We start from the raw sequence: 18,264 nt of genomic DNA, 5'->3' as shown, positions 1-18,264 counted from the left end.
CTGGCCTGCTGCCATGCCCCCGCACCGGCCAGCCGCCATGCCCCCGCACTGACACCCGAGCCACCGCCCGAGCCATCGCCCGAGCCATCGCCCGAGCCACCGCCCGACTGGCATGAGCCTGCCCGCATCCCCTGAAGACCGGCCGCCCGCACCGCCCATGCCTGCATCGGCGCCCTGCGTGCTGGTCACGCGGCCGCAACCGCAGGCCGATGAGTGGGTGGCGCGCTTGCAGGCGCTGGGCCTGGGCGCGCGTGCACTGCCGCTGCTGGCCATTGCCGATGCGGCCGATGGCGCGGCGGTGGCCGCGGTCTGGGCCACGGTGCCGGCGCAGCAGCTGGTGATGTTTGTCAGCCCCAGCGCGGTGGCCAGCTTCTTCCGGTGGCGGCCGCTGGCGGCGGGCGCTTCGGGCGGGCAGGGGGCCGATGGCCCGCCAGCGGCCTGGCCAGCTGGCGTGTGGGCCGGCAGCACCGGCCCCGGCACCGCCCGCGCCTTGCGCGACGCCGGCGTGCCTGACGCGGCCGTGGTGACCCCGCCCGAAGACAGCGCGCAGTTCGACGCCGAGGCGCTGTGGCGCTGCCTGCAGACGCGCCGCCACTGGCAGGAGGCCTCGGTGCTGGTGGTGCGCGGCGAAGGCGGGCGCGACTGGCTGGCCGACACCCTGCGCGCGGCGGGCGCCACGGTGGCCTTTGTGGCCGCCTACCGGCGCACGGCGCCGGTGCTGGGCGTGGCGCAGCAGCAGTGGCTGACCGAGGCGCTGCAAGAGCCACAGGCTTTCGCCTGGCTGTTCAGCAGCAGCGAGGCCGCCGGCCACCTGCGCCAGCTGGCCCCGGGCGCCGACTGGTCGCGGTCACGGGCGCTGGCCACCCACCCGCGCATCGCGGCGGCGGCGCAGGCTCTCGGTTTCGGGCAGGTGCAGCGCATCCAGCCTTCGCCGCAGGCGGTGGCCGATGCGCTGGGCCCATTCGGGCCAACCGGCGCCCGATGACCGATGTCGGGCCAACCAGCGCCCGATGACCGATGCCGGGCCAACCAGCGCCCGATGACCGATGTCGGGCCAACCAGCGCCCGATGACCACGCCCCGGCGCCGCAAGGCTTGACCCGCCGCGGCCCCTGATGGCGCGGCACAGGCCCGGCGGGCAGGGGGCGGTCGATACAATGATTTCGATGGTGAACGACACCGATATCCCCGCCGAACCGCCGCGCGCCGAGCCTGCCGCGGCAACGCCCACTGCCGCCACGCCTGCCGCGCCCGCCGCGCCGGCTGCTGTGGCGTCTGCCGCCGCCGCCCCCGGCGCGCCGCCGGCCGCCGTGCCGGTGGTGGCTGCCGCCATGTTGCCGGGCTGGGCGCTGCCGGTGGGTGCCCTGGTGGGCACGGTGGCGGTGGTGTCGCTCACGCTGGCGCTGCTGGGCCAGCAGCGGGTCAAGGCACTCGAGCAAGAGCTGGTGCGCCGGCAGCAAGACAGCCAGGGCCAGGCCGTGGAAGCGCGCGCCCTGGCCCGCCAGGCGCTCGACACGGTGCAGGCCACCGAATCCAAGATGGCGCTGCTGGACGCCCGGGTGTCCGAGACCGCGCTGCAGCGCACCCAGCTGGAAGAGCTGATCCAGCAGCTGTCACGTTCGCGCGACGAAAACGCCCTGGCCGACATCGACGCCGCACTGCGCGTGGCCGTGCAGCAGGGCGCCATCACCGGCAGCGCCGAGCCGCTCACCGCCGCGCTGCGCCAGGCCGAAGACCGCCTGGCACGCATGAACCAGCCGCGGCTCGAGCGCGTGCGCCGCGCCATCGCGCGCGACCTTGACCGTGTTCGCGCCGTGGCCGTGACCGACATCGCCAGCCTGACCATCCGGCTCGACGAGGCCATCCGCACCGTCGACGAGCTGCCGCTCACGGCGCAGATCGAGCGGCGCAACCACCAGGCTGGCGCCACCGCCAGTGCCGCCGCCAGCGCGGCGGCCAAGGGCGCGGCCGCGGCGCGTGCGGCCTCGGGCGCCGCCTCGGTGCCGGCCGAGCCCGCCTGGGTGCAGTGGTGGACGCCGGTGCGCGACGGCTGGCTGGCCGTCACCGGCCGCATTTGGCAAGAGGTGCGCGACCTGGTGCGGGTGACCCGCATCGATGCCCCCGAGGCCATGCTGGTGGCGCCCGAGCAGGCCTGGTTCCTGCGGGAGAACCTCAAGCTGCGCCTGCTCAACGCCCGCCTGGCGCTGCTGTCGCGGCAGTTCGACACCGCGCAGAGCGACCTGCGCGATGCGCTGGGCTCGCTTGAGCGCTACTTTGACCACAGCGCCCGGCGCGTGATGCTGACCGCCGAGACAGTGCGCCAGGTGGCCGGCCAGGCCCGCCAGCTCAATCTGCCGCGGCCCGATGAAACCCTGGCGGCACTGGCCGCCGCCCAGGCCGGGCGCTGAGCTCAGCTGGCGCCACAAGCCCGTCGAGAACCCATGCGAACCGTCATCTGGCTGGTGCTGCTGTTTGCCGTGGCCGTGGTGGCTGCGCTCACGCTGGGCGACAACCAGGGGCTGGCCTCCTTCTACTGGAGCGGCTGGCGCCTCGACCTGTCGCTCAACTTCTTTCTGCTGGCTGCGCTGGGCATCGGCTTTGTCGTCGTCTCGGCCATGCAGGCCATCGACGCGCTGGTGGGCCTGCCGGCCCGGGCGCGCGAGTGGCGGGCGCTGCAGCGTGAACGCGCGGCCCAGTCGTCGATGCGCGAGGCCTTCACCGAGTACTTTGCCGGCCGCTACAGCCGGGCCAACAAGGCCGCGCAGCGGGCGGTGGCCATCCGCGACGAGGTCGAGGTGCTGCACGACGACCACGACTTCCAGGTGCTGGCCCATGTCATCGCCGCCGGCAGCCTGCACCGCCTGCAAGACCGCGGCCGCCGCGACGAGATGCTGCAGCGTGCCTTTCGCCTGGGCCGCAAGCTTGGCCCCAGTGCGGCCGATGACGGCGCCCGCCTGCTGGCGGCCGAATGGGCGCTGGACGACCGCGACGGCCCGCGTGCCGAGGCCCTGCTGGCCGAGCTGCAGCCCGGCGTGGCGCGCCGCACCCAGGCGCTGCGCCTGAAGATGCAGGCCGCACGCATGAGCCGGCGTCCGCTCGAGGCCCTGCACACCGCGCGGCTGCTGGCCAATCACCAGGCCTTCACCGCCACGGCGGCGCAGGCACTGCTGCGCGCGCTGGCCTTCGAGACGCTGGATGCCGTTCATGACGCCGATCAGCTGCGCCGCCTGTGGGCGCAGTTCGATGTGGCCGATCAGCGCGACCCCTTCGTGGCGGCGCGTGCCGCGCGGCGTGCGGCGGCCCTGGGCGCGGCCGAAGATGCCCGCCTGTGGCTGCGGCCGCTGTGGGACCGGCTGGAAAGCCTGGGCGCCGATGGCCGGGCCCAGGTGGCGCTGGCCTTGGTGGATGCTGTGGCCGGCATCGGCCCGGAGTGGCTGCCGCGGGTCGAGACCGTGCAGCGCAACCACCCGACCGAATCGGCCGTGCAGGGCGCCGCGGGTGCGGTGTTTGCCGAACGCCAGCTGTGGGGCAAGGCGCGCCGGCCGCTGGAGCAGGCCGCCACCGACACCGCGGTGGAATCGCGTGCCCGCCGCCAGGCCTGGCGCACGCTGGCCCACCTGGCCGGCGAAGAGGGTGACGAGGAGCGCGCCAACGCCTGCCACCGCGCCGCCGGCGCCATCGATTGAGGGCCCCGAAGATAGTTTTCAGATGGGGCTTGTACAAATCTGAAAACGCAGTGTATACTGCGAGGCTTGGCGGCTGTAGCTCAGTTGGATAGAGTACTTGGCTACGAACCAAGGGGTCGTGGGTTCGAATCCTGCCAGCCGCACCAAAAAAGGTCATGGGTGATCAGAGCAATCTGATCACCCATTTTCCTTTGTGGGTCTCGTTTTGATGTTCGGGGTTCAGGGTTCAGGGTGGCCTGGGCACCGGCTCGGGCATCGGCCCAAGGCTTGAGCCACGCTGAGGCACCTGCCCCGGCCGCACGGCGGCCGGCCACAGGCTCAGGTGCGCCAGACCCGTGGTGCGCAGGGTGCCAGCTGCCAGTGGCGCAGCCGCCAGGCCGCCCACACCGCGTGCAGCAGCGCGATCACCGGTTCCACCCGATCGCCCAAGACCCGCAGCACCAGCAATGATTCGTCGGGCGCCGTGACGCCGGCCGTGCGCGCCAGCGTGTGGCCGTCGATCAGGGCCCGCGCCTCGTCGAGCAGGGCTTCGCGCGTGCCGCGGGCCAGCGGCGCGCCATCGGCCAGCCACAGCGTGCCCAGCACCGTGTGACCGGCCAGGCCCAGCGGCGATTCGCGCAGCAGCCGGTCATCACCGGCGATGCGGCCACGCTCGAGCCACACACCGGGCAGCTCGATCTGCTGCGTGACCACGCCGCGCTCGAAGGCCTCGCCGGCGGCGGGCAGGCCCAGCGCCAGCACATCCAGGCCGATCATCTGGGCCGTGGGCGCCAGCGTGAAGCGCAGCCGGTTCTCGACCCGGCAGCCGGGGTAGGCAATGGCTTCCAGCGGCAGCCATTCGAGCCGCGCGCCGTCGGCCAGCTCGGCCTGCACCGTCTGCTGGGCCAGCGGCCCGTTGCTGCGGTAGAAGCGTGTGGCGCCGGGCGTGGTGATCAGCGCATGGCTGCCGGGCTCGAGCCGGGCGCTCAGCGCCAGCTCGTCACCGCCCACGATGCCGCCGGGTGGATGCACCAGCACATGGTGGCAGACCGCCTCGCCCTCGGGGTACAGGCGCTGCAGCACGCGCAGCGGGCCGTGGTGGCGGTCGAGGGCCGTGGTGCGGTTGCCGTCGTGGCGGTAGTGCAGATCGAGGTGGCCTTGCCAGCCCATGGTGCGCAGCGTGTTCGTGGTGTGGCTGCGCCCGCCACCGGGCGCAGGGCCGCCAGTGTAGGGGTGCCCTGGCCTGGCTTGGCCCGGCGCAGGCCGGCCCGCAGGCCCGGCGTCAGTTCGGCCCGGGCCAGCCTCGCTCAGCCCCCCTCAGCCCCCTCAGCCCCGCTCAGCCCAGCTGCTCGCGCAGCAGCCGCTTCATCAGCTTGCCGTTGGCATTGCGTGGCAGCGGCGCCTCGCGCCAGTGGATGGCCTCGGGCACCTTGTAGTCGGCCAGGCGCTCGGCGCAGAAGGCGCGCAGGGCCTGGCTGTGCGCCTCGCCGCCGGGGTGGCCAGCGGCCATGTGCACGAAGGCGTGCACCCGCTCGCCCAGCACCGGGCAGGGGCGGCCGACGATGGCCGCCTCGGCCACGCCGGGCCAGGCCATCAACACGTTCTCGACCTCGACCGAGTAGATCTTGAAGCCGCCGCGGTTGAGCATGTCCTTCTTGCGGTCGAACACGCGCACATAGCCCTGGGCATCGACGCTGCCCAGGTCGCCCGAGTGCCACCAGCCGGCGCTGAAGCTGGCCGCCGTGGCCTCGGGGTTGGCCCAGTAGCCGGGCACCACCATCGGGCCGGCAATCCACAGCTCGCCGGTCTCGCCGCGCGGCAGCTCGCGGCCCTGCTCGTCCATCACCGCCACCTGCGCCGCGGGCAGGGCCACGCCCACGCTGTCGGCATGGGCCCGCGTTGCGCCCCACGGGATCATGGTGGTGGGCGAGGTGGTCTCGGTGGCGCCATAGCAGTTCAGCAGCATCAGGCCCGGCAGGCTGGCGGCCAGCGCGTCGATGGTGGCCACCGGCATCGGCGCACCGCCATAGCCGCCCACGCGCCAGGCGCTCAGGTCGGCGTGGGCAAAAAGTTCGTGCAGCAGGCACAGCTGGTACATGGCCGGCACCATCAGCGTGTGCGTGATGCGCTCGGCCTGCAGCAGTGCGACGAAGGGCCCGGCCTTGAAGGCCGGCACCACCACGATGGCCCCGCCCACCTGCAGCATGCTGGCGATGATGGCGATCAGGCCGGTGACATGGCTGGCCGGCACCGCCAGCGCCGAGCGCTCGCCCGGCCGCAGGCGCATGCACAGCTGGTAGTGCAGCACCGAGTGCGCGATGTTCAGGTGGGTGATGGTGGCGCCCTTGGGCTGGCCGGTGGTGCCCGAGGTGTAGAGGATCACGGCCACATCGGTTTCGGCCGGGGTGGCTGGGTCCGGGGCGGCATCGCCACAGGCCAGCAGCGTGGCCAGCGGCAGGCAGCCAGCGGCCGGGCCCACGCTGATGCGCAGGCGCAGCGCCGGCGCCTCGGTGGCATCGGGCAGGCGTGGCACCAGCCCGGCATCGGCCACGACGGCCGCCGCGCCGCACTGGCGGGCGATGTAGGCCAGGCCCGGCCGCTGCTCGCGCACGCCCACCGGCACGGTGATCACGCCCAGGCGCTGCAGCGCCAGCCACACCAGCACGAACTCGGCGCAGTTGTCGATGAACATCAGCACCCGCTCGCCGCGCACCAGGCCCGCGGCGGCCAGGCCGGCGGCCAGGCGGGCGCAGTCGGCGTCGAGCTGCTCGTAGCGCCAGCGGCGCTCGCCATCCACCAGCGCCTCGGCCTGCGGGCTGCGGGCCACGCTGGCGGCCAGCATCGCGTGCACGCTGGGCGGCCGTGCCACAAAGCACGGCAGCACGCGGTCGGCATGCGGGGCCTCCAGCCGCATGGCCGGCAGCGCGGTGCCGTGCCAGCTGCGCTCGGGCCAGGCGGGGTCAGGCCAGGGGTCAGGCAAGCGGTCGGGCACGGGGAGCTCAGGCCGGCTCGCGCTGCACGTTGGCACCGCGCTCGACCACGAACTCGGCATCGACCAGTCGGCGTGAGTGGTTCAGGTCGCTCTGCGCGATCAGCACTGAAACAGCCGTGCCCTTGAGCCCGGCGATGACCTCGCCCAAGCGCTTGCTGAGCGCTGGCGCCACGCCTTCGAATGGCTCGTCGAGCAGCAGCAGCCGGGTGCCCACGGCCAGCGCGCGGGCCAGCGCCACCAGCTTTTGCTGGCCACCCGACAGCAGCATGGCGCGGCGGTGCTTCATCTCCTGCAGCTCGGGCAGCACGCGGTAGACCAGGGCCAGGCGTTCGTCGCTGCGCAGCGACCTGGCCACCCACACCGGCACCAGGATGTTCTCCTCGACCGTGAGCTCGGGCACCAGGCCGCGGTCTTCGGGCATGTAGCCGATGCCCAGCGCGGCGCGGGCATGGCGCGGCAGCGCCGCCAGGTCCTGGCCGTCGAAGCGGATCTGGCCCTGGCTGGGTGCCAGGTGGCCCATCACCGCGCGCAGCGTGCTGGTCTTGCCGGCGCCGTTGCGGCCGATCAGGCCGACCATGGCCCCATCGGGCACGGTGAGCGACAGGCCGCGCAGCGCGACCACGCCCTGGATGGCGACATGGATGCCTTCGATGGTCAGCATGGGCACGGGCCTCGGGTCAGTCGGTGATGAGTTCGCCGGTGACGTAGCGGCGCACGTCGTCGGTGGCCAGCGCACGTTCGGGCAGGTCGTCGGCAATGATTCGGCCGGCATAAAACGCGATCACGCGGCTGGCATGGCGCGCCACGATGTCCATGTCGTGCTCGACGAACAGCACCGTGGTGCGCTGCTCCTGGCCCAGCGCGGCCATGATGGTGTCCATCATCGGAAACTTCTCCTCGGCCGAGACACCGCTGGTGGGTTCGTCCAGCAGCAGCAGCTTGGGTGCGGTGGTCAGCGCCATCGCGATGTCGAGCAGCTTGCGCACGCCGCCGGGCAGCTCGGCCACGCGGCGGTGGCGGTGCTCGGAAAGGCCGAAGCGCTCGAGCAGCAGGGCCGCACGCTCCAAGGCCTCGCGCCGGCGCGCCGGCTGCAGAAAGCTCAGGCGCTGGTCGTGGCAGGCATTGGCCACCAGCATGTTGTCGAGCGCGCTGAGGTCGCCGAACAGCTGCGGAATCTGGAACGACCGGGCCACGCCCAGCCGCGTGATGGCGCGTGGCGCCAGCGGTGTGATGTCGCGGCCATCGAGCGTGATGCGGCCGGCGTCGGGCTTCAGGTAGCCGGTGATCATGTTGACGAAGGTGGTCTTGCCCGCGCCATTGCTGCCGATCAGGCTGACCCGCTCGCCAGCGCCGATGCGCACCGCGATGGCCTGTGCCGCCACCACCGCGCCGAAGCGCTTTTCAAGGCCCGTGGCCTCCAGCATCGGGGTCATGGTGTCAGCGGCCCTTTTTGGTCCAGAGCGACCCGATGCCGCGTGGCAGGAAGCGGATCACGAACAGCAGAAACAGGCCCAGCACCAGCTGCCAGGTGTTGGGGAAGTAGGCGCTGGAGAAGCTGCGCACCACCTCCAGCACGGTGCTGGCCACGAACACCGCGGCCACGCTCTGCCAGCCGGCCAGGATGGCCACAAAGACGAACTCGCCCGAGGTGGTCCAGAAACTGAAGTTGGGCTCGATGTGGCCCAGCGCCATCACCGCCAGTGCGCCGCCCAGGCCGCCGCAAAAGGCGGCCAGCAGGAAGTTGATGGCCATGGCCTGGCGCACCGAGCCGCCCAGGTACTCCACCCGCAGCTCGTTCTCGCGCACCGCCAGCGTGACCAGGCCGCGCGTCGAGTCGAAGAACACCCGCATCAGCAGGCCCATCACGCAGGCGATGGCCACGGTCAGCAGGTACAGCACATAGCCGGCGCGCGCATCGGGCAAGGCCTGGCCCAGCAGCGTGGGCCGGCCCATGTTGAAGCCGTCGCTGCCGCCAAAGGTGTCGAGCTTCATCAGCAGGCCGTAGGTCACCATCGACAGCGCCAGCGTCAGCATCGCGAAGAAGATGCCGCGGTAGCGCGACAGCAGCGGGGCAAAGGGCGCGGCCACGAGCAGCGCGGCCACGCCGCCGGCCAGCGCCAGGCCCAGCGCGTCGGTGAAGCCCAGCTTGTTGAACAGCAGGGCCGCGGCGTAGCCGCCCACGGCAAACACCATGCCCTGGCCGAAGGGCACCACGCCGCCGCGCATCAGGCCCATGATGCCCAGCGACACCAGGCCATTGGCCGCCGCCATGGTGACCAGGAACACCAGCCACCGGGGGGCCACCGCGCCCACCGCGGCCAGCAGCGCAAAACCGGCCAGGCCGATGGCCAGCGTGCGGCCGGGGCGCACGCCCCCGGCCGCCGGGCCGGCCTCCAAGCCGCTGGCTGGCGCAGCCACGGCGGGCGTGGGTGAAAGAACTGCCGACATGCGCGCCTCCGCTCAGATCTTGCGCGCCTGGATGCGCTGGAACAGCCCCTCGGGCCGGAACATCAGCACGATGGCCATCACGATGTAGATCGAGAACAGCTCGGCCACCGGTGCGGTGTGCACCGCAACAGAGCGCGCCAGGCCGACGATCAGCGCGCCGATGGCGGCGCCTTCGATGCTGCCCAGGCCGCCGATGATGACCACCGCGAACGAGACGATGATCACGCCCACCGAGACGCCGGGCTGCACCGAGATCATCGGCGCGGTGAAGGCGCCGCCGAGTGCCGCCAGCAGGATGCCGGCGGCGAACGCGCCCATGTAGACGCGCGACACGTTGATGCCCATGCTGGCGGCGATCTCCGACGAGTGGATGACCACCGTGACGATCTTGCCGATGCGTGTGCGGTTCAGGCACCACCACACCACCAGGCCCACCGCGGCGGCCAGGCCCACCAGCGCGAAGTCGTAGCCCACATAGCTCTGCTTGCCGATGTCGACATTGCCGAACAGGCCATAGGGCTCGCTCACGTAGTAGGGGTTGGCGCCCCAGATCAGCTTGGTGACGTCCTCCATGATCAGGAACAGCGCATAGGTCACCAGCACCAGCAGCACCTCGTCGCGGCCGTAGAAGAAGCGCAGCAGCCCGCGCTCGGTGAGCGGGGCCACCAGTGCGGCCACCGCCACCGCCGCCAGCAGCATGGCCACCAGGCTGAAGGCCGGTGCCCACTGCATGCTGGCCGCCCAGCCCACGAAGCTGGCCGCCGCATACGCCCCCAGCGCATAGAAGCTGCCATGCGCGATGTTCAGGATCTTCAGCACCCCGAACACCAGGGTCAGCCCCAGCGCCACGATGAACAGCCACGAGGCATAGGTGAGCGCGTCGATCAGGATCGTGATGAGTTCAGCCATGCGAGGCCCTCCCCGGGTGGATGTGCAGGTGCTGCGGCAGACCGCTCAGGGGCAGCCGCTGGCGCCCTGGAAGCCGGCCTTGATCCAGTCTTCGCTCTTCATGGTGGCCGGCGGGTTCACGCAGCTGGCCGGGAACCGCATGATGTCGTCGATGACCACCATCTTCTTGGCCGCGTCGTAGCGGGTCTTGCCGATGGCGGTGTCCTGCGTGGCCTGGTGGCCGCCGCCGTTGCTCATGCGGATGCGCCCGGCCGGCGAATCCCATTCGCTGTTGCGCAGCGCCGCGGCCAGTTGCTCGGGCGAGGGCTTCTTGCCGCCATTGGCGGCGATGGCCTTCTCGGCGGCCAGCTTCAGGCCCAGCAGGGCCTGCACCATGCGGTAGGGCGCCTGCACCGGATAGACGTTGTGCGCCTTGCTGTACAGATCCCACCACCAGTCGTTGAGCGCGCTCTTGGGCGACATCAGGCCGTAGGCGCCGCGCGCACCCAGGATCACGCCGTCGGGCATCTTGTCGCCCAGGCCCGGCAGCACATGGTCGGCCGCCGAGAACACCACCTGGGTGCGCTTGAACAGGCCGCGCGGGCCGGCCTGCAGCACAAAGGCCTGCAGGTCGCCGCCCCACAGGCTGCTGTGGGTGACGTCGGCGGTGGTCTTCATCAGCGCCGAGATCTCGCTGCCGTACTGGCCGGCGCCAAACTTGGGCAGCTGGTCCTCGCCCAGCTTGGCGGCCGGGTAGAGCTTCTCCATGGTCCAGGTGAAGTCCTTCTTCGAGTCCTGGCCCCAGGCGTAGTCCTGGTTGATCATGTTGAAGGTCTCGATCTTGACATTCTTGGCCTTCAGGTAGCGGCCCAGCGCCACGTTGTCCATCGCCGCATGGCTGGCGGTGCGGAACACGTACTGGTAGCTGCGCTCCTCGAAGATGCGCGGCGTGCCGCAGTCGTAGAGGATCAGGAACTTCTTCATCTCCTCGGCCACCGGCGCCACCGCCAGGCAGTCGCCCGAGCTCACGTAGCCCACCACGGCATCGACCTTCTCGCGGTCGTACAGGTTGCGCAGCTCCTGCACCTGCTTGGTGGCACCGCCGTTTTCGTCGACGTAGACGAACTCGAGCTTGATGCCGCCGAAGCCGGGCTTGTTGTAGGGCGCCGGCGCGGCGCCCTTGTTGAAGGCCTCGAGCAGCAGCTTGGCGCCGTTGACCGCCGGGATGCCGAAGCTCTCGGCCGCCTGGCCGGAGAGAAAGCTGACGACGCCGACCTTGAAGGTCTCTTGCGCCTGGGCGCCCGCGGCGGCGCACAGCGCGGCAGCGGCGGCCAGGCCGCGCAGCATGCGGTGGGCGGGGATGCGGATCTCGGGTCTTGCCATCGTGCGTCTCCTGCTGTTGTCGCCCCGGTCGGGCATTAGGTGGGCTGGGTGATCGGCGTGCCCATGTCGAGCCCGGCGAGCGCGAAGCCGCGTTGAAAGTCGATCATGTGCTTGTGCGTCCAGCGCTCGGCGCCGGCGGCATCGCGCTGCTCGAGCGCGGCCACGATCTGGCGATGCGCCTCGAGGTTGCGCGCCGCAGCCTGCGGCAGCTGGCCGAAGATGCGCTGCAGCGTGGGGTCGTAGAGCAGGCCCACCGGCTCGCGGGCCAGCATCAGCGGGCGGTTGCGGCTGGCGCGGCCCACCAGGGCATGGAAGGCCATGTCCAGCCGCACCAGCGCGGCGTGCGATTCACGGGCCAGGCCCAGGGCCTCGGTGGCGCGCAGGTTGTCGTGCAGCAGCGCCAGATCGGCGGCGTCGGCGCGTGTCGCGGCCAGGCGGGCGGCCAGCGGCTCGAGCGTGTTGGCCAGCTCCCAGAGCTCTTGAAACGTGGTCTGCTGCAGCAGCAGGGCGCGCGTGGCGCGCGGCGCCAGGTCGTGCACGCCGGGCAGGCACACGAACAGGCGCCGGCCCTCGCCGCGCTGCAGCAGGCCCTCGCGCTCGACCTGGCGGATGGCCTCGCGCACGGTGGAGCGGTGCACGCCGAAGCGATCGGACAGCTCGTGCTCGGTGGGCAGGGCGGCGCCGGGGGGCAGGGCGCCGTCGACGATGGCCCGTTCGATGGCCGCCGATACCGCCTTGTAGGCCGGCTCGACGACCACACGCTGGAACACCGCTGCAGGCCCCTGGGCACCCATGACTGCCTCGCCCCCGCGCCGCTGACAGGGCAACGGCGTGGCCGGATCTTTGTCCGACAAGCGGATCACCGGAACGAGACAAACCCGCAAGCGGTATGTCCACTGCGCGACAAGACGGCAGGCGCGCCAAGGCGCTGTGCAGGCTTGCGCAGGGCCCGGCCCGGCCCGGGCGGCGTGCGAGGACGGCGGGCGCGGCCAGCGCGTCGAACGCGTCGAACGCGGCCCGCGCTGCCTGCCCGGCCGCGGCTCAGGGCATGCTGGTGGCGGGCGTGGCCGTGGTGACAGCCGCCGTGTCCGCGTGCCTGTCGTGCTGGGCATGCAGGCGCTGTGCGAGCCAGCCCACGCGGGCCATGGCCTGCTGGTGCGGCAGGGTCCAGCCCTGGCCCACGCTCAGGCGCACGCAGTGGCGGTAGCGCGGGCCGGCGCTGAACATCGGCCCTGGCGCGATGCAGATGCCCTCGGCCTGGCAGTCGCGGAACAGCTGCATGGCGTCCACGCCGCTGGGCAGCTCAAGCCACAGCATCAGGCCGCCGGCCGGATCGGTGACCCGCGTGCCGCGCGGAAAGTGCTGGCCGATCAGCTGCCGTGCCTCGGCCAGGCGCTGCGCAAACACCTGGCGCAGGCGCCGCAGCTGGGGCTCGTAGCCCGGCTGCGTCAGCAGCTCGGCCATGGCCATTTCCACCACGCCGGTGTGCCCGCCCGAGCAGGCCATCTTGCGCCGGCGCAGCGCATCGCCAAAGCGCCCGCCTTCGGCCCAGCCCACGCGCAGGCCCGGTGCCACGGTCTTGGAGAACGAGGCCGCCAGCATCACCCAGCCTTCGGGGTCGAAGGACTTCACGGCGCGCCGGTATTCATCGCGCTCGGCCAGGTCGTTGTAGATCGCGTCCTCGATCAGCGGCACGCGGTGCTCGGCCAGCAGGGCGGCCAGGCGGCGGCGCTCGGCCAGCGGCATGCAGGCCCCCAGCGGGTTCTGCAGCGTGGGCACGGCCAGCACGGCGCGCACCGGCTGGGTTTGCAGGGCCAGGGCCAGCGCATCCACCGACAGGCCGTGCCGCGGATGGGTGGGGATCTCCAGCGCCTTGAGCTGCAGCGACTGCAGGATCTGCAGAAAGCCGAACGAGGTGGGTGACTCGAGCGCCACCGTGTCCCCCGGCCGCGTGACGGCCAGCAGGCACATCGTGACCGCCTCGTTGGTGCCGTTGGTGATGACGATGCGGCGCGGATCGAGCGCGCAGCCCAGCGCCAGTGCGCGCCGTGCGATGGCGCTGCGCAGCGCCTGCTCGCCATGGCCGGTGGGGTAGCGCGTGATCAGCTGGCGCTGGCGCAGCGTGGCCTGGCTCAGGGCGCGGCGCAGGCGGTCCTGGGCAAACAGCTCGGGATGCGGGCACACCGCACCGAACGAGATCACGCCGGGCGTGGCGGCCATCTCCATCACATGCTCGGAGAGATCGAACACGTCGACCTCCTGCGGCAGCGGCTGCGGCGCCGAGGTGGCGGGCTCGGGCAGCGCGGCCAGCGACCGGGCCAGCACCACATGGCCCGAGCGCGGCCGGGCCTGCACCAGCCGGGCATCTTCCAGCCAGCGGTAGGCCTGCACCACGGTGGACACCGAGACCAGCTGCTCGCGTGCCGCCTGGCGAACCGAGGGCAGGCGGGTGCCGGGGCGCAGCGCGCCTTGCTGGATGGCCAGCGTCAGGCGCTCGGCCAGCTGGCGGTACAGCGGCAGGTCGCCGCGCGAGGGGGAGTCGTCGGCAGGCGGCCCGGGCATGCGGGCATTGTGCTGCGCCGCCGCTGCCGCGCACCAGCACAGATCGGGGCGGATGCCAGCGGTACAGCCGGGCAGGCGCGGTGCGCTGTGCCGGTCGGGTGCGGTGGCCGGTGCGTCTGGCGCGCCCGGCGGCAGGCCGCCAGCATGGGGCCATGCACACCACCACCCCTGTCGATGCCCTGATCGAGCTGGCCCCGGGCCAGGCCCTCACCCTGCCGCGCGGGCACGGCCTGCTGCAGGTGCTCAGCGGCCGCGTCTGGCTGACCTGCCCGGGCGACCCCGACGATCACTTCATCGGCGCCGGCCAGGCCTGGCCGCTGCCGCGCCTTGCCGGCGTGGTGATCGAGTGCGATGGCGCCGTGCCGGCGCGCCTGCGCCTGCCGGCCGTGGCGCGGCAGCGCGCCGGGCTGCCACTCAGTGGCGGAAGTGCCGCGTGCCGGTGAACACCATCGTGATGCCGCGCTCGTTGGCCGCGGCGATCACTTCGGCGTCGCGCATCGAGCCACCGGGCTGGATGACGCAGCTGGCGCCGGCATCCACCACCACGTCCAGGCCGTCGCGGAACGGGAAGAAGGCGTCGCTGGCCACCGCCGTGCCGGCCAGGCTGAGGCCGGCGTGGCCGGCCTTGATGCTGGCGATGCGGGCCGAATCCAGCCGGCTCATCTGGCCGGCGCCCACGCCCATGGTCATGCCGTTGGCGCAGAACACGATGGCATTGCTCTTGACGAACTTGGCCACCTTCCAGGCAAACAGCAGGTCGTCCATCTGCTGCGGCGTGGGCTGCTTCTCGGTGACCACCTTGAGCTCGCTGGCGGCCACGTTCTTGGCGTCGTTCGACTGCAGCAGCATGCCGCCGCCAATGCGCTTGAAGTCGAGCGCATTGCCCAGCGGGCCACCGGCCGGCGGCAGCGGCACTTCCAGCAGGCGCAGGTTGGGCTTGGCGGCCAGCATGGCGCGCGCCTCGGGCGTGACCGACGGGGCGATGGCCACCTCGACGAACTGCTTGGCGGCGTTGATGGCCTCCACCACCGCGGCGTCGAGCGGCACATTGAGCGCCAGGATGCCGCCAAAGGCGCTGGTCGGGTCGGCCTTCAGGGCCCGGGTGTAGGCCTCCACCGCGCTGGCGCCGATGGCCACGCCGCAGGGGTTGGCGTGCTTGACGATCACGCAGGCCGGCACGTCGAAGGTCTTCACGCATTCCCACGCGGCATCGGCGTCGGCGATGTTGTTGAAGCTCAGCTCCTTGCCCTGCAGCTGCTGCCAGTGCGCCAGCGTGCCGGCGGCGGGCTTCAGTTCACGGTAGAACGCGGCGCTCTGGTGCGGGTTCTCGCCGTAGCGCATGTCCTGCGTCTTGACGAGCTGCAGCGTGTAGGTCTCGGGGTAGGCGGCGCGGGCCGGCACGGCCGCGGGCTTGTCCTCGGCGCCGGCCTGCAGCGCGCTGAGGTAGTTGGTGATCATGCCGTCATAGGCCGCGGTGTGGGCGTACACCTTGCGCGCCAGGCCGAACTTGGTGCTGCGGGTCAGGCCGCCGGCGTCGATCTCGCCCAGCACCTGGGTGTAGTCGGTGGGGTCGATCACCACCGCCACGTCCTGCCAGTTCTTGGCTGCGGCGCGCAGCATGGCCGGGCCGCCGATGTCGATGTTCTCGATGGCGTCTTCGAGCGTGCAGTCGGGGCGCGCGGTGGCCTGGGCGAAGGGGTAGAGGTTGATCACCAGCAGATCGATGGTGGCGATGCCGTGCTCGGCCAGCGCGGCCATGTGCGCCGGCACGTCGCGGCGCGCCAGCAGGCCGCCATGGATGCGCGGGTGCAGGGTCTTGACGCGGCCGTCCAGCATCTCGGGAAAGCCGGTCACCTCGCTCACCTCGGTGACGGGCAGGCCGGCATCGGCCAGCAGGCGGGCGGTGCCGCCGGTGGACAGCAGCTTGACGCCGCGCTGGTGCAGGGCCTGGGCAAATTCGACGATGCCGGTCTTGTCGGACACGGACAGCAGGGCGGTGGTCATGGGCGGAATGTCCTGGATCGAAAAAGGAGTGGGATCGGTGCGCGGGCTCAGACCCGCCGGGCCGTCCCAAGGGACTGAGCACCCCCTCGGGGGGCGGGAGCGCAGCGACGTGGGGGCGCCATCTCAGGCGGCGCGGCAGGCCGCCGGGCGCGGCATCACGGGATCAGCTTGTGTTCGAGCAGCTTGCGGCGCAGCGTGTTGCGGTTGATGCCCAGCCATTCGGCCGCCTTGCTCTGGTTGCCGTCGGCGTGCTTCATCACCACCTCGAGCAGCGGCTTCTCGACGGTGGCCACGATCATGTCGTGCACGGAATGGGGCTCGGTGCCGCGCAGGTCCCGGAAATATTGTTCCAGGCTGTCGCGGATGCACTCCTCGATCTTCTTCTTGCTCATGCGTTGGGTCAGGGTGTCGGTTCAGGCGCTGGCGAGCAGCAATTCGTCGTTGGCCGCGTGCGTGTGCGCGTCGGCGGCCGGGGCAAGCGGCAGCAGCACATGCTGCTCGGCCAGTTGGTCAAAGAAGCGGCCCACCGCGGCCACCTGGGCGTTGGTGGTGCTCAGCAGGTTCATCTCGGCGCGAAAGGCCTCGCCGCCCGGCAGCGCGCGCACGGCCCAGCCGATGTGCTTGCGCGCGCTGCGCACGCCGGCGTCCTCGCCATACAGGGCGTAGTGCTCGTGCAGATGCGCCACCAGCCAGGCGCGCACCTCGAGCACCGCGGGCGGCGGCAGCAGCTCGCCGGTGGCCAGATAGTGCTGCAGCTCGCGAAAGATCCAGGGCCGGCCCTGGGCGGCGCGGCCGATCATCAGCGCGTCGGCGCCGGTGGTGGCCAGCACCGCGGCGGCCTTGGCGGGCGAATCGATGTCGCCATTGGCCACCACGGGAATGCGCAACGCGGCCTTGACCGCGGCGATGGTCTCGTACTCGGCGGCGCCCTTGTAGCCCTGCTCGCGGGTGCGGCCGTGCACGGTGAGCAGCGTGATGCCGGCGGCCTCGGCGGCGCGCGCCAGCACCAGCGCATTGCGCTCGGTGTCGCACCAGCCGGTGCGCATCTTCAGCGTCACCGGCACGTTTCGCGGGGCACAGGCCGCCACCACCGCCTCGACGATGGCCAGCGCCAGCGGCTCGTTGCGCATCAGCGCCGAGCCGGCCCAGGTGTTGCACACCTTCTTGGCCGGGCAGCCCATGTTGATGTCGATGATCTGCGCGCCGCGGTCGATGTTGTAGGCCGCGGCCTCGGCCATCATCGCCGGCTCGGTGCCGGCGATCTGCACCGCGATCGGGCCCGGCTCGCCCTCGTGGTTGGCGCGGCGGCTGGTCTTGAGCGTGTGCCACAGCTCGCGCCGCGAGGTGATCATCTCGCTCACCGCATGGCCTGCGCCCAGGCGCCGGCACAGTTGCCGGAACGGCCGGTCGGTCACCCCGGCCATCGGGGCGACGAACAGCCGGTTCGGCAGCACGTAGGGGCCGATCTGCATGGGTGGGGGTGGGCGCGGGTGCTGAAAAAGGAGGCAGGAGTATAGCTGCGGGTCGGTGCCAGGCCGGCCGCTGCGGCGCGGCTGCGGCGGGCCCGGCCAGGGCGGCGCGATGCTGGTGCACTGATCGTGCCGCGGCGGCGCCGCAAGGCCCCGGGTCTGCCTATCATCGGCGCCGATGAATGCCTGGTTCGAGACCCACATGGCGGCCCTGCTGGCGGCCCTGGCGATGCCCAAGTACGGCCTCAGCACGGTGTTCGTGGTGGCCTTCCTGTCGGCCACTCTGCTGCCCATGGGCTCCGAGCCGGCGGTGCTGGGCCTGGTGAGCCTGAACCCGCAGCTGTTCTGGCCGGCGGTGCTGGTGGCCACCGTGGGCAATACGCTGGGGGGTGCCGTGTCGTGGTGGATGGGTTATGCCGCCGAGCGCGCGTTCGAGCAGGTCACGCACCACAGCGCGCCGGGCCGGGCGCTGGGCTGGTTGCGGCGCTTCGGCCCGCGGGCCTGCCTGATGGCCTGGCTGCCGGTGGTGGGTGATCCGCTGTGTGCCGTGGCCGGCTGGCTGCGCCTGCCGTTCTGGCCCTGCGTGGCCTGGATGGCGCTGGGCAAGCTGCTGCGCTATATCACAATGACAGCGGCCGGTCTGTGGCTTCTGCCGCAGCTCACGTGCCTGTGGCCGTGGCTGCAGTCGGCCTGGCAGCGCATCACCGGCGGCTGACGGCTGGCGGCGGGGCGCGGCAGGCGGCCCGCGCCCCCTGACCGCGATGGCAACACCCCCTGGAACCCACCCTAAGAGGGTGCCGCCGACCGGTGCACGGCGCCGAGAATCGCACCATCGCCCGCACCGGCCACCCGCC

General features: G+C 72.0%; 17 protein-coding genes and 1 tRNA gene. 6 read left to right on the top strand and 12 right to left on the bottom strand.

From position 1 onward, the window contains the following. Positions 1 to 112 precede the first annotated feature (112 nt). From N4G63_RS10345 to N4G63_RS10330, 4 genes are all read left to right on the top strand, one after another. On the top strand, positions 113 to 985 hold the full coding sequence (locus N4G63_RS10345; RefSeq protein ID WP_314599644.1) for a uroporphyrinogen-III synthase: 873 nt from the start codon (positions 113 to 115) through the stop codon (positions 983 to 985). A 183-nt stretch (positions 986 to 1,168) separates the two neighbouring features. Beyond that, positions 1,169 to 2,407, top strand: a complete 1,239-nt coding sequence (locus N4G63_RS10340) for a uroporphyrinogen-III C-methyltransferase (RefSeq protein ID WP_260788325.1) — start codon at positions 1,169 to 1,171, stop codon at positions 2,405 to 2,407. A 33-nt stretch (positions 2,408 to 2,440) separates the two neighbouring features. Beyond that, a complete protein-coding gene (locus tag N4G63_RS10335) occupies positions 2,441 to 3,685 on the top strand; it encodes a heme biosynthesis HemY N-terminal domain-containing protein (protein ID WP_260788323.1) in 1,245 nt (414 codons plus the stop codon). A gap of 69 nt (positions 3,686 to 3,754) precedes the next feature. Beyond that, positions 3,755 to 3,831, top strand: a tRNA-Arg gene (locus N4G63_RS10330). Positions 3,832 to 4,003: 172 nt separating this feature from the next. Here the strand turns inward: N4G63_RS10330 and N4G63_RS10325 are convergent. From N4G63_RS10325 to N4G63_RS10285, 9 genes are all read right to left on the bottom strand, one after another. Beyond that, on the bottom strand, positions 4,004 to 4,834 hold the full coding sequence (locus N4G63_RS10325) for an urease accessory protein UreD (RefSeq protein ID WP_260788322.1): 831 nt from the start codon (positions 4,832 to 4,834) through the stop codon (positions 4,004 to 4,006). 166 nt (positions 4,835 to 5,000) lie between these two features. After that, entirely contained in the window at positions 5,001 to 6,656 is a 1,656-nt protein-coding gene (locus N4G63_RS10320) for a class I adenylate-forming enzyme family protein (RefSeq protein ID WP_314599643.1), read from the bottom strand. Between the two features lie 7 nt (positions 6,657 to 6,663). Then, entirely contained in the window at positions 6,664 to 7,317 is a 654-nt protein-coding gene (locus N4G63_RS10315) for an ABC transporter ATP-binding protein (RefSeq protein WP_314599642.1), read from the bottom strand. A gap of 16 nt (positions 7,318 to 7,333) precedes the next feature. Then, positions 7,334 to 8,089, bottom strand: coding sequence for an ABC transporter ATP-binding protein (locus tag N4G63_RS10310; RefSeq protein WP_260788312.1), 756 nt, complete (start codon positions 8,087 to 8,089; stop codon positions 7,334 to 7,336). 4 nt (positions 8,090 to 8,093) lie between these two features. After that, positions 8,094 to 9,104 carry a branched-chain amino acid ABC transporter permease gene (locus N4G63_RS10305; RefSeq protein WP_260788309.1) on the bottom strand — a complete coding sequence of 337 codons (1,011 nt, stop codon included), beginning with the start codon at positions 9,102 to 9,104 and terminating at the stop codon, positions 8,094 to 8,096. A 12-nt stretch (positions 9,105 to 9,116) separates the two neighbouring features. Then, the gene (locus N4G63_RS10300; RefSeq protein WP_260788308.1) at positions 9,117 to 10,013 is read right to left on the bottom strand and encodes a branched-chain amino acid ABC transporter permease; all 897 of its coding nucleotides are present in this window, start codon (positions 10,011 to 10,013) and stop codon (positions 9,117 to 9,119) included. A 45-nt stretch (positions 10,014 to 10,058) separates the two neighbouring features. Further along, positions 10,059 to 11,375: an ABC transporter substrate-binding protein gene (locus tag N4G63_RS10295; RefSeq protein ID WP_260788306.1), complete on the bottom strand. Its 1,317-nt coding sequence runs from the start codon at positions 11,373 to 11,375 to the stop codon at positions 10,059 to 10,061. A 35-nt stretch (positions 11,376 to 11,410) separates the two neighbouring features. Continuing rightward, complete coding sequence (locus N4G63_RS10290; RefSeq protein ID WP_314599641.1) at positions 11,411 to 12,145, bottom strand: FadR/GntR family transcriptional regulator; 735 nt, start codon at positions 12,143 to 12,145, stop codon at positions 11,411 to 11,413. A gap of 271 nt (positions 12,146 to 12,416) precedes the next feature. Further along, positions 12,417 to 13,937 (bottom strand): aminotransferase-like domain-containing protein, encoded by a 1,521-nt coding sequence (locus tag N4G63_RS10285; protein ID WP_260788301.1) that lies wholly within the window; start codon positions 13,935 to 13,937, stop codon positions 12,417 to 12,419. A 152-nt stretch (positions 13,938 to 14,089) separates the two neighbouring features. Between N4G63_RS10285 and N4G63_RS10280 the strand changes: the two genes are divergently transcribed. Then, positions 14,090 to 14,380 carry a DUF2917 domain-containing protein gene (locus N4G63_RS10280; RefSeq protein WP_260788299.1) on the top strand — a complete coding sequence of 97 codons (291 nt, stop codon included), beginning with the start codon at positions 14,090 to 14,092 and terminating at the stop codon, positions 14,378 to 14,380. On the opposite strand, the gene purH is transcribed toward N4G63_RS10280, so the two are convergent. From purH to dusB, 3 genes are all read right to left on the bottom strand, one after another. After that, on the bottom strand, positions 14,352 to 15,941 hold the full coding sequence (gene purH / locus N4G63_RS10275; protein WP_260788297.1) for a bifunctional phosphoribosylaminoimidazolecarboxamide formyltransferase/IMP cyclohydrolase: 1,590 nt from the start codon (positions 15,939 to 15,941) through the stop codon (positions 14,352 to 14,354). The genes N4G63_RS10280 and purH overlap by 29 nt on opposite strands. 155 nt (positions 15,942 to 16,096) lie before the next feature. Continuing rightward, the gene (locus N4G63_RS10270; RefSeq protein ID WP_260788294.1) at positions 16,097 to 16,333 is read right to left on the bottom strand and encodes a Fis family transcriptional regulator; all 237 of its coding nucleotides are present in this window, start codon (positions 16,331 to 16,333) and stop codon (positions 16,097 to 16,099) included. Positions 16,334 to 16,354: 21 nt separating this feature from the next. Further along, positions 16,355 to 17,413 carry a tRNA dihydrouridine synthase DusB gene (dusB, locus tag N4G63_RS10265; RefSeq protein WP_260788293.1) on the bottom strand — a complete coding sequence of 353 codons (1,059 nt, stop codon included), beginning with the start codon at positions 17,411 to 17,413 and terminating at the stop codon, positions 16,355 to 16,357. A 175-nt stretch (positions 17,414 to 17,588) separates the two neighbouring features. Between dusB and N4G63_RS10260 the strand changes: the two genes are divergently transcribed. Then, the gene (locus N4G63_RS10260; protein ID WP_260788291.1) at positions 17,589 to 18,125 is read left to right on the top strand and encodes a YqaA family protein; all 537 of its coding nucleotides are present in this window, start codon (positions 17,589 to 17,591) and stop codon (positions 18,123 to 18,125) included. The last annotated feature ends 139 nt before the right edge of the window (positions 18,126 to 18,264 follow it).

This window comes from Aquabacterium sp. OR-4 (genome assembly GCF_025290835.2).
Taxonomy (GTDB): Bacteria; Pseudomonadota; Gammaproteobacteria; order Burkholderiales; family Burkholderiaceae_C; genus Pseudaquabacterium.
This window is presented reverse-complemented; position numbering and strand designations above follow the sequence as displayed.